Annotated in this window: 6 protein-coding genes; 4 read left to right on the top strand and 2 right to left on the bottom strand. The window is 72.1% G+C overall.

What is annotated here, in order from left to right; translation table 11 throughout:
- Nucleotides 1-198: 198 nt before the first annotated feature.
- The 3 genes from IE247_RS34045 (at nt 199) to IE247_RS11430 (ending at nt 4,854) form a co-directional block, all read left to right on the top strand.
- The gene (locus IE247_RS34045) at nt 199-1,557 is read left to right on the top strand and encodes a bifunctional o-acetylhomoserine/o-acetylserine sulfhydrylase (protein WP_194681015.1); all 1,359 of its coding nucleotides are present in this window, start codon (nt 199-201) and stop codon (nt 1,555-1,557) included.
- Nucleotides 1,554-2,714 (top strand): homoserine O-acetyltransferase MetX, encoded by a 1,161-nt coding sequence (gene metX, locus IE247_RS11435; protein ID WP_190122908.1) that lies wholly within the window; start codon nt 1,554-1,556, stop codon nt 2,712-2,714. The genes IE247_RS34045 and metX overlap by 4 nt, the downstream gene beginning before the upstream one ends.
- A gap of 226 nt (nt 2,715-2,940) precedes the next feature.
- The gene (locus IE247_RS11430) at nt 2,941-4,854 is read left to right on the top strand and encodes an HtaA domain-containing protein (protein ID WP_190122907.1); all 1,914 of its coding nucleotides are present in this window, start codon (nt 2,941-2,943) and stop codon (nt 4,852-4,854) included.
- 88 nt (nt 4,855-4,942) lie between these two features.
- Here IE247_RS11430 and IE247_RS11425 read toward each other — a convergent pair whose 3' ends face one another.
- Both IE247_RS11425 and IE247_RS11420 read right to left on the bottom strand, forming a co-directional pair.
- Complete coding sequence (locus IE247_RS11425; RefSeq protein WP_229869054.1) at nt 4,943-6,424, bottom strand: alpha/beta fold hydrolase; 1,482 nt, start codon at nt 6,422-6,424, stop codon at nt 4,943-4,945.
- 106 nt (nt 6,425-6,530) lie between these two features.
- Nucleotides 6,531-7,871, bottom strand: coding sequence for a helix-turn-helix domain-containing protein (locus IE247_RS11420; RefSeq protein ID WP_190122906.1), 1,341 nt, complete (start codon nt 7,869-7,871; stop codon nt 6,531-6,533).
- A 136-nt stretch (nt 7,872-8,007) separates the two neighbouring features.
- Between IE247_RS11420 and IE247_RS11415 the strand changes: the two genes are divergently transcribed.
- On the top strand, nt 8,008-9,366 hold the full coding sequence (locus tag IE247_RS11415; RefSeq protein WP_190122905.1) for a M64 family metallopeptidase: 1,359 nt from the start codon (nt 8,008-8,010) through the stop codon (nt 9,364-9,366).
- Nucleotides 9,367-9,478 lie beyond the last annotated feature (112 nt).

Genomic DNA, 9,478 nt, shown 5'->3' with positions numbered 1-9,478 from the left:
AGCGCCGTGGCCCGCCGAACCCGGCGGACCACGGCGCTCGTGCCTCGTACGGACGAGGAATATTGCACTGGTGTTGCGGAAATGTGGCGATCCGCGCGCGGATCTTCCACGTTCGATTTTCTGGTCGCTACCTTGCCTGCGAACGGGATCCCGGAGCGTTCACGCCCGCCCCCACCACCCTCGTCCGAAGGAAGCGCCATGAGCCAGCCCATCGATTCGGTGGCCGCGGGTCACACCCCCGACGACACCCCCGCCACCCCCGGCCCGGGCTGGTCCTTCGAGACCAAGCAGGTCCACGCGGGAACCACCCCCGATCCGGCCACCGGGGCCCGGGCGGTGCCGATCTACCAGACCACCTCGTTCGTCTTCCGCGACACCCAGCACGCCGCCGACCTCTTCTCCCTCGCGGAGCCCGGCAATATCTACACCCGTATCCACAACCCCACCCAGGACGCCTTCGAGCAGCGGATCGCGGCGCTGGAAGGCGGGGTCGCGGCGGTCGCGCTCGCCTCCGGACAGGCGGCGGAGACCCTGGCGATCCTCACCCTGGCCCGGGCCGGGGACCACCTCGTCTCCAGCACCTCCCTGTACGGCGGCACCTACAACCTCTTCCGGCACACCCTGCCGAAGTTCGGCATCGAGGTCTCCTTCGTCGACGACCCGGACGACCTGGACGCCTGGCGCGAGGCCGTCCGCCCCAACACCAAGGCCCTCTTCGCCGAGACCCTCGGCAACCCGCGCGGAAACGTCCTGGACGTCCGGGGCGTCGCCGACGTCGCGCACGCGGCCGGCCTGCCGCTGATCGTCGACAACACCGTGCCCACCCCGTATCTGCTCCGGCCGATCGAGCACGGCGCGGACATCGTCGTCCACTCGGCCACCAAGTTCCTCGGCGGACACGGCACCACCCTCGGCGGCGTCGTGGTCGACGGCGGCACCTTCGACTTCGGCGCGAACGCCGAACGGTTCCCCGACTTCCAGGCCCCCGACCCCAGCTACCACGGACTGCGCTACTGGCCCGCCCTCGGCCCCGGGGCCTTCGCCGTCAAACTCCGCGTACAGCTGCTCCGCGACCTCGGCCCCGCCATCGCCCCGCACTCCGCCTTCCTGCTCCTCCAGGGCGTCGAAACGCTCAGCCTCCGCATCCAGCGGCACTCCGCCAACGCCCAGGCGCTCGCCGAATGGCTGGAGCAGCGCGACGAGGTGGCGGCCGTCCACTACCCAGGGCTCCCCTCCAACCGCTGGCACGAGGCGGCCCGGCGCTATCTCCCGGAGGGCGCGGGCGCGGTCCTCGCCTTCGAGCTGCGCGACGGGGTGGAGGCGGGCAAGAAGTTCGTGGACGCCGTGGAACTCTTCAGCCATCTCGCCAACATCGGCGACGTCCGCAGCCTGATCATCCACCCGGCCTCCACCACCCACAGCCAGCTCGACCCCGAGCAGCTCGCCGCCACCGGCACCTCGCCCGGCCTGGTGCGGCTGTCGGTCGGCATCGAGAACATCGCCGACCTCAAGGCCGATCTGGAGTCCGGATTCCGCCCCGCCAGGCCCCCCCCATGACCCCCCGCACCAAGCCCGCGGGGCGTCCCGCCCCCCCGCCCCCCGCCCGGGGGGCCTGGCAGGAGGGCGACCCGCCCGGCCGGCGGCAGTGGGTCCGGCTCGCCGAGCCGCTGCCGCTGGAGAGCGGCGGCGAACTCCCGGGCGTACGGATGGCGTACGAGACCTGGGGACGCCTCGCCCCCGACGGCTCCAACGCGGTACTCGTCCTGCACGCGCTCACCGGCGACAGCCATGTCAGCGGCCCCGCGCAGCCGGGACATCCCAGCCCCGGCTGGTGGGACGGGCTCATCGGGCCGGGCCGGGCCCTGGACACCGACCGCTGGTTCGTCGTCGCACCCAATGTGCTGGGCGGCTGCCAGGGCAGCACCGGCCCCGCCGCCCGCCGCCCCGACGGCCGCCGCTGGGGCAGCGCCTTCCCCTTTCTCACCACCCGTGACCAGACCGCCGCCGAAGTCCTGCTGGCCGACCGGCTCGGCATCGACCGCTGGGCCATGGTGGTCGGCGGCTCCATGGGCGGGATGCGCGCCCTGGAGTGGGCGGTGACCCATCCGGAGCGCACCGAGGCGCTGCTGCTGCTCGCCTGCCCGGCGGCCAGCGGCGCGGAGCAGATCGCCTGGTCCAGCATCCAGCTCCACGCCATCCGCTCGGACCGCAACTGGCACGGCGGCGACTACCACGACGCGGGCCCCGGCCGCGGCCCGCATCTGGGCCTCGGCCTGGCCCGGCGGCTCGCCCATGTCACCTACCGGGGCCCGGCGGAGCTGGACGCGCGCTTCGAGCGCGCCGCGCAGGGCACCGAGGACCCCTGGCGCGGCGGCCGCTACCAGGTCGAGTCCTATCTCGACCACCACGCCGCCAAGCTGGTACGGCGGTTCGACGCAGGCAGCTATGTGGTGCTGACCGAGGCGATGAACAGCCATGACATCGGGCGCGGCCGCGGCGGCACCGCGGCGGCGCTGCGCCGGGTCCGCGCCCGCACCCTGGTCGCGGGCGTCGAGTCGGACCGGCTCTACCCGCTGGCCGAGCAGCGCCTTCTCGCGGCGCGCATACCCGGGGCCGACCGGCTGCGGACCATCGAGTCCCCCAATGGCCACGACGGCTTCCTCATCGAGACCGAGCAGGTCGCCGCCCTCGTGCGAGAACTCGCCGGACCGTGACCGTCGGGACGTGACCGTCGGACCATGACCGCCGGAACAGGCCGCACCCGGGTCTTCCCCCGCGAAACGGCGACAGTGACAATTTAGGCAAGGCTCACCTAATATGATCAGTGCTGACTTCGGGTCCCCCACTCCGACAAGTCCGGTCTTCCGTGTGCGCCCATGCCCTGGACGCTCGCCCCCCGCACCCCCGAGTGCCCCTCTCCCCGAAGGAGACATGCCGCGCATGTCCATGTCCCGCAGTACCCGTCTGGCCACCGTCGCGGCGCTGGCCGCCGTCTCCATCGGCTCCGGCGTCCTGGTCGTTCCCGCCACCGCCGCCCCCGTGGCGGCCGTGGCCGCCGACGCGCCGGCCGCGACCCCCAAGCCCGGCAGCACCCGCGCCGCCTCCCCGATCCTGGTCACCGGCCAGGCCGGCTGGGGCTTCAAGACCAGCTGGTACCGGTACATCAGCGGCGGCGGGGGCACGGTCACCGCGGAAGGCGGAGCCACCAAGTCCACCGACGGTGTCATCTCCTACCCCGTCGCCCACGGCGCGGTGGACCCCGCCGGCCGCGACGCCAATCTGCGCTTCGAGGGCTCCGTCACCTACGCCCTGCCCGAGCACAACATCAACAAGCTCACCCTCTCCAAGCCGTGGCTGAAGCTGGTCGACGGCAAGGGCACGCTCTACGTGACCGTCGACAGCGACCTCGAAGGCACCGTCACCCCGCCCAAGGAGGTGGCCCTCGCCACCGTGACCGCCCCGGCCGGCGCGCTGAGCGGCTCCCAGCTCGACTGGAAGAAGATCACCACGGCGATCACCCCCGAGGGCGCGAAGGTCTTCGCCTTCGAGGGCCGTGAGATGTACCCGGCCGGCACCGCGCTGGACGGCCTCACCGTCTCCGGCACCACCACCGTGCCCACGCTCACCGTCAGCCAGGTCTCCGGCCTCGGCGCGGAGACCCAGGTCACGGTCACGGGCAGCGGCTATCACCCCGGCCGCGGCGTGTACGTCGCCCAGACCGTCAAGCTCCCCGGCGACGCCGTGCCCAGCACCTTCGGCAACGCCGCCTGGGTCCGCCAGGTCGCCGCCGACGGCACCTTCACCACCACCCTCAAGGTGACCGAGACCTTCGTCTCAAACGGCGAGACGGTCGACTGCCGCACCGCCACCGCCTGCTTCCTCGCCACCTTCAACTCGCACGGCGGGGACTGGATGCCCTCGCGTGCCCAGGACGTCGCCGTGCCGGTGCACTTCGGCGAGGTCAAGGTCACCGGCCAGCCGGCCCCCAGCTCGGTGCGCTCCGGCGCGACCGCCTCCTTCACCGCCGCCGCCGACGGCGACGACTCGGTCCGCTGGGAGCGCAGCACGGACAAGGGCGCCACCTGGACCACCGTCCCCGGCGCCGAGTCGGCGAAGCTGTCCGTCAAGGCGACCCGGGCCCTGAACGACACCCGCTACCGCGCCGTGTTCACCAACACGCTCGGCTCGGCCACCACCTCGGCCGCCAAGCTCTCCGTCACCACCGTGCCGAGCCGGATCACCGGCCTCAACGCCGCCCCGGAGCCCGTCGCCAAGGGCGGCGCCCTCACGGTCACCGGCACCCTCCAGGCCGTCGGCGCGAGCGACAACACCTGGCGCCCGCTGCCCAAGAGCCCCGTCGTGGTCGAGTTCCGCGCCAAGGGCGCGAAGACCTGGGGCAAGGCCGGAAGCACCACCTCCGACTCGAAGGGCGTCTTCTCCGCCAAGGTCACCGCCTCCAAGGACGGCGACTGGCGCGCCCGGTACGTCGGCACCACCGAGCGCGGCTTTGCCAACAGCGGTTCCGACTATGTCGACGTCAAGCTGCGCACCGAGGTCAAGGGCTTCAACGCCAAGCCCGAGCCGGTCCGCAAGGGCCGTCCGATCACCGTGGTCGGCACCCTGCGCACCCTGGACGGCAAGTGGTCCAACACCTCCGGCCAGAACGTGACGATCATGTTCAAGGCCGACGGCGCGAAGAGCTGGAGCAAGCAGGGCACCGCGCGCACCAACAGCAAGGGGGCCTTCTCCAAGGCCTTCACCGCGAAGAAGGACGGCAGCTGGAAGGCCGTGTTCGACGCCACCTCCACCCGTCTGGGCACAAGCAGCGGCAGCGACCGGGTCGACGTTCGCTGACCCGCCGATGAGAGGAGCCGGCCCCACCCGATCGATTTCGGGCGGGGCCGGCTCCCTTCGCGTACAGGCCCACCGGGCCCACCGGGCCCTAGCCCTTCGGGTCGGTGAGATACGCGTCGATCACACGCATCGCCTCCTCCGTACCGCCCCGGCGGTAGAGCCAGTGGCCCACGACGTCCATCGTGAACAGGGTCGCCTTCGGGAAGGAGCGCGCCATGCGCTTCGCGCCCGGCAGGGGAGTCGCCAGATCATGGGTGGCGTTGGCCACGAGCACGGGCGGAAGCCCGCCCTCCGCCCGGGCGGGCGAAGGCTTCGGCGGCATGGTCCAGCCCTGGCAGCCGAGGACGGTGTCCAGGGACTGGGCGTTGTGGCGGACACCCGGGGCCGCCTTGGCGACCCGCTCGCGGATGGCCCGGTAGTGGGCGTAGTCGCGGATCCGGAAGTCGTAGTCCCGGCACAGCACCAGTTTCGGCACGAGGTTGGCCTCGGGCGAGGTCCAGCGGACCTCGCCCTTCCCGGTGTGCAGGGCGGCCAACTGCTCCGCCGCGGACTCCGGGTTCCATCGGCCGAGGGCGAAGGTGAGGAATTCGGAGAGCCTGTCGGCGTCGACCTTCACCCGCGTCGGTCCGCCCGGGCCCGGCTCATGGAGCCTGCCCGCGTCGGCACGGGCGAACAGCGAGGCGGTGACGGCGCTCACGTCCTCGCCCTTCAGCGCGCAGGCCGCGTCCTTCTCGCACCAGGCCGCCAGCCGCTTCAGCGCGCTGTCGATGGTGAGGCTGCCCTCCTTCAGATAACGCTCGGCGTCCGGCCGGTCCGGGTCCATCGCGCTGTCCAGGGCCAGCGCGCGCAGCCTGTCCGGGAAGAGCCGCGCGTAACGCTCGCCGAGGAGAGTGCCGTACGAGTGGCCGATAAAGCTGATCTGCCGTTCACCGAGGGCGGCGCGGATCGCGTCCATGTCACGGGCCACGCTCTCGCCGTCCATATGGGCGGCGAGCGGCCCCGTCCGCTTCAGACAGCTCTCCGCCAGCCGGGCGTTCTGGGCACGCATCCGTTCAAACTCGGCCGCGTCGCGCGGCCGGGCCGGGATCGAGCCGAGGATCGTCTCGTCGCACTCGGCGTTCCGGCTGCGGCCGATGCCGCGCGGGTCAAATCCGATCATGTCGAAACGCCGGAGCATGGCCGGGTCGTAGCCGCTGTAGGGATCGTCCGCGTACAGCGCGTCGTCGGACCCCGGCGCGCCGGGTCCGCCCGGATTCGACATCAGTACGCCGATCCGCCGCGCGGGGTCGGTGGCCCGGTGCCGGGCGACGAAGATACCGATCTTCGGGCCGTTCGGCTTCGACCAGTCCAGCGGCACTTCGACCGTCGCGCATCGCGCGTTCGGGCTGGGATCGGGGTAGGGCGGCTCGGACTTGGGGCAGGCGCCCCAGCTGATCGGCCGGACCGGGACGGCCGCCGCCCCGGACGGCTGCTGTGCGGCGGCCGTGCCGGGGACGGCCAGGGAGACGGAGGCGGACAGCGCCAGAAGTACGGAGAGGGTCCGCCGTCTCGCCTTCGGACTCACGCTCACGCGCATGATCGTTTTCATGCGCGCCACTGTTCCGGCCCCATATGGCGGGGTCTCTACGGGCACATGATGGCGACGTAACAACCCCCGGGGCCGGGCCGGGGCCGTGTCAGCGCTGTCGGTACGGCGGAGCCGACGGCGGCGGGCCCAGAGTGGTCGTGCCGGGGGCGGCCCGGTGGCCGAGCCCGGTGCGGTACGCGTCGAGGGCGGCCTCCGTACGGCCGCCCCGGCGCAGCAGATCCCCCAGCAGCCGGCAGAGATCGGCCAGATCGCCGCTCGCGCCGCTGCGCTCCAGCAGCGCCAGCGCCTGGACGTAGTGCTCCTCCGCCGCCTCGGGCTCGCCGCGCTCCTCGGCGATCAGACCGAGCAGCCGATGCGCGCCCCCGGCATGGACCGCGCCGTGCCGGTCGTCCAGCTCCAGCAGCGCCGACACCAGGACGGCCGCCTCGTCGAACCGGCCGATCCTGCGCAGCACATCGGCCAGCTCCACCTCCACCTGGGCCGTGTACAGCGCGGCGCGCTTGGCGGCCAGCATGTCCCGGGCGGTGCGCAGCTCCCGCTCCGCGCCGTCGAGTTCGCCGTTCTGCGCGTGGACATAGCCGCGCATCCAGTGGCAGTGCGCGAGATCGGTGCGCAGCCGCAGCTGCCGGTAGATCGACTGGGCCTTGGCCAGGGAGGCGTCGGCGTCGGCGATACGGCCTTCGGCGAGAAAGGTACGGGCCACCTGCCGGTGCATCCCCGCCACCAGCGCCGGATCGCTGACCTGCGGGGCCAGTGCCAGGGCGAGTTCGGCGGCATGGGCGGCGCGGGCGTGCGCCCCCATGTCGATGTACGGTCCGATCACCGCCGCGTACAGCAGCACCAGCGCCTCAGGGTCGGCCAGGCCGCTGCTGCCGAGTTCGTCGATGGTCGATTCGAGGAGATAGCAGGCGTAGCGCAGCTCCCCGGCGAGGAGATGCGCGACGGCACGGCCCCGGATCGCACGGGCCCGCCGGGGCAGCGGCAGCTCGGCCATCAGCTCTTCCGCCGCTTCGAAGTGCCGCCGGGCGTCGTCCAGTTCGCCGGTCTCCAGCGCGCAGTCGCCGAGGCCCAGCAGCGCCTCGGCCCGCTCGGGGGCGAGGTCGAGATTCTCCGCGTCGGTGAGCAGCCGGCGGTAGCGGACCGCCGCGTCGTCGGCCGCGCCCTCGGCGAGCGCCCGCTGCGCGTCGGTGAGGCCGAGCCTCAGCTCGGTCGCGAGCCGGGCCGGGCGTCCGGTGACCAGCTCCTCGAACGAGGTGCCGAGGCGCTCCGCGAAGAAGCGCAGCGCGGTCTCGGAGGCTCTGACCTTGCCCGACTCCAGCGTCGAGACATACGCGGGGGTGTACGAGGGGCTGGCCAGCTGCCGCTGGGTCAGTCCCCGCTCCTTGCGGAGCCGTTGCACCCGGCGGCCTATGTCGGCCGGTTCGTCCATGGAAACCCCTTGGTCGCTCGAACTCCTCAGTATTCAGGGAGAGCGGGCCATTGCGCATGTTCTGCCCGCCCCCTAATTTAAGTCATCTGTTCATCAGAGTTACTCCACCACTTAATTCTTGTCCTGGAGGGGATCCATGCGCTCAGCGCTGCGCCGAGCCGTGGCCGCGGCCGGTATGGCCACTGCCGTCACCGCCGTACTGGCCCTCGCGCCCGGTGGCGCGGTCGCCAGTACGGGGCCGTCCGCCGGGCCGTCGGCCGAGGTCGAGGTCGAGATACCGGGCCCCGAGCACGGCACCCTGGCCGGATCCGGCCATACGTCCGTGCCCGCGAGCGGACAGGACCGTCCCTCGCCCCGGCTGTCGGCAGCCCAGCGGGCCGACGACGGACAGGTCGTCGAGGTGCTGAACAACGGCGCGACCAAGGACCGGCTGGACATCGTCATCGTCGGCGACGGCTACACGGCGGCGGAACTTCCCCAGTTCCACGCGGCGGCCAAGGAGAAGTGGGCCGAGCTGACGGCGATCGAGCCGTACACCACCTACCGGAACCTCTTCAACGTCTGGGCCGTCGACGCCGTTTCGCGGCAGTCCGGAGTCACCGGCGACCCGGGCGCGGACACCGTGAAGGACACCGCCCTCGGCTCCTACTTCTGGTGCGACGGCATCGAGCGGCTGCTCTGCATCGACCAGGAGAAGGTCGACCGCTATGTGGCGAAGGCGCCGGAGGCCGACCTGGTGATCGTCCTCGCCAACAGCTCCAAGTACGGCGGCGCGGGCTACAACCAGCCCAGCCCCACCCTTGGATACGAAGGCATCTCCACCGCCTCGGCGGGCAATGTGAAGTCCGGCCAGGTCGCCATCCATGAGACTGGCCACTCGCTGGGCAAGCTCGCCGACGAGTACTTCTACCCCGGCTACCCTGGGTACGAGCAGTACACCGGCCCCGAGCCCGCCGACCGCAACATCTCCACACTGACCGCCGGGGAAATCGGCGGACAGCGCGTCAAATGGCATCGCTGGCTGGGTGAGACCTCGCCCGACGGCGGCCTCGTCGGCGCGTACGAAGGCGGCGGCTACTTTGTGAAGGGCCTGAACCGGCCCACCGACAGCTCCATGATGCGCGCCGTCGACAAGCCGTTCAACCTGCCCGGCGTCGAGGCGATGATCGCCGGCTTCTACCGCCACGCGAAGATCGTCACCCCGGTCACCCCCACCGATCGCACCCTGCGGCTGCGCCACACGGCCAAGGCCGATGTGACCCGGCTGGCGAGCGCCGACGGACGCCGGCTGAAGGTCCGCTGGCACCTGGACGGCAAGGAGCTGAAGGCCTTCGAGGGCCGGAACCGGCTGCGGATCTCGGATCTGACCCTGCGCCTGCTCGATCTGCGCACGCACACCCTGTCGGTCATCGCCGAGGACCCCACCACCTCGGTGCGCGACCCCGAGATCGCCGCGACGCTGAAGTCCACGGTCAGCTGGAAGATCCGGCTCTGACACCCTCGCCCGAGCGGCGGCCGCGGGAACCCGGCCCCCGCTCCGCATGGCACCAGGGGTGGGCCGCGGTCTTTTTCCGGGGGGGATGGGGGCCGGGCCCCCCCGGGAGGGG

The sequence above is a fragment of the Streptomyces inusitatus genome (genome assembly GCF_014651115.1).
GTDB classification, from domain to species: domain Bacteria; phylum Actinomycetota; class Actinomycetes; order Streptomycetales; family Streptomycetaceae; genus Streptomyces; species Streptomyces amakusaensis.
Note: the sequence above shows the minus strand (reverse complement) of the source record. Positions and strands in the feature narration are given on the sequence as shown.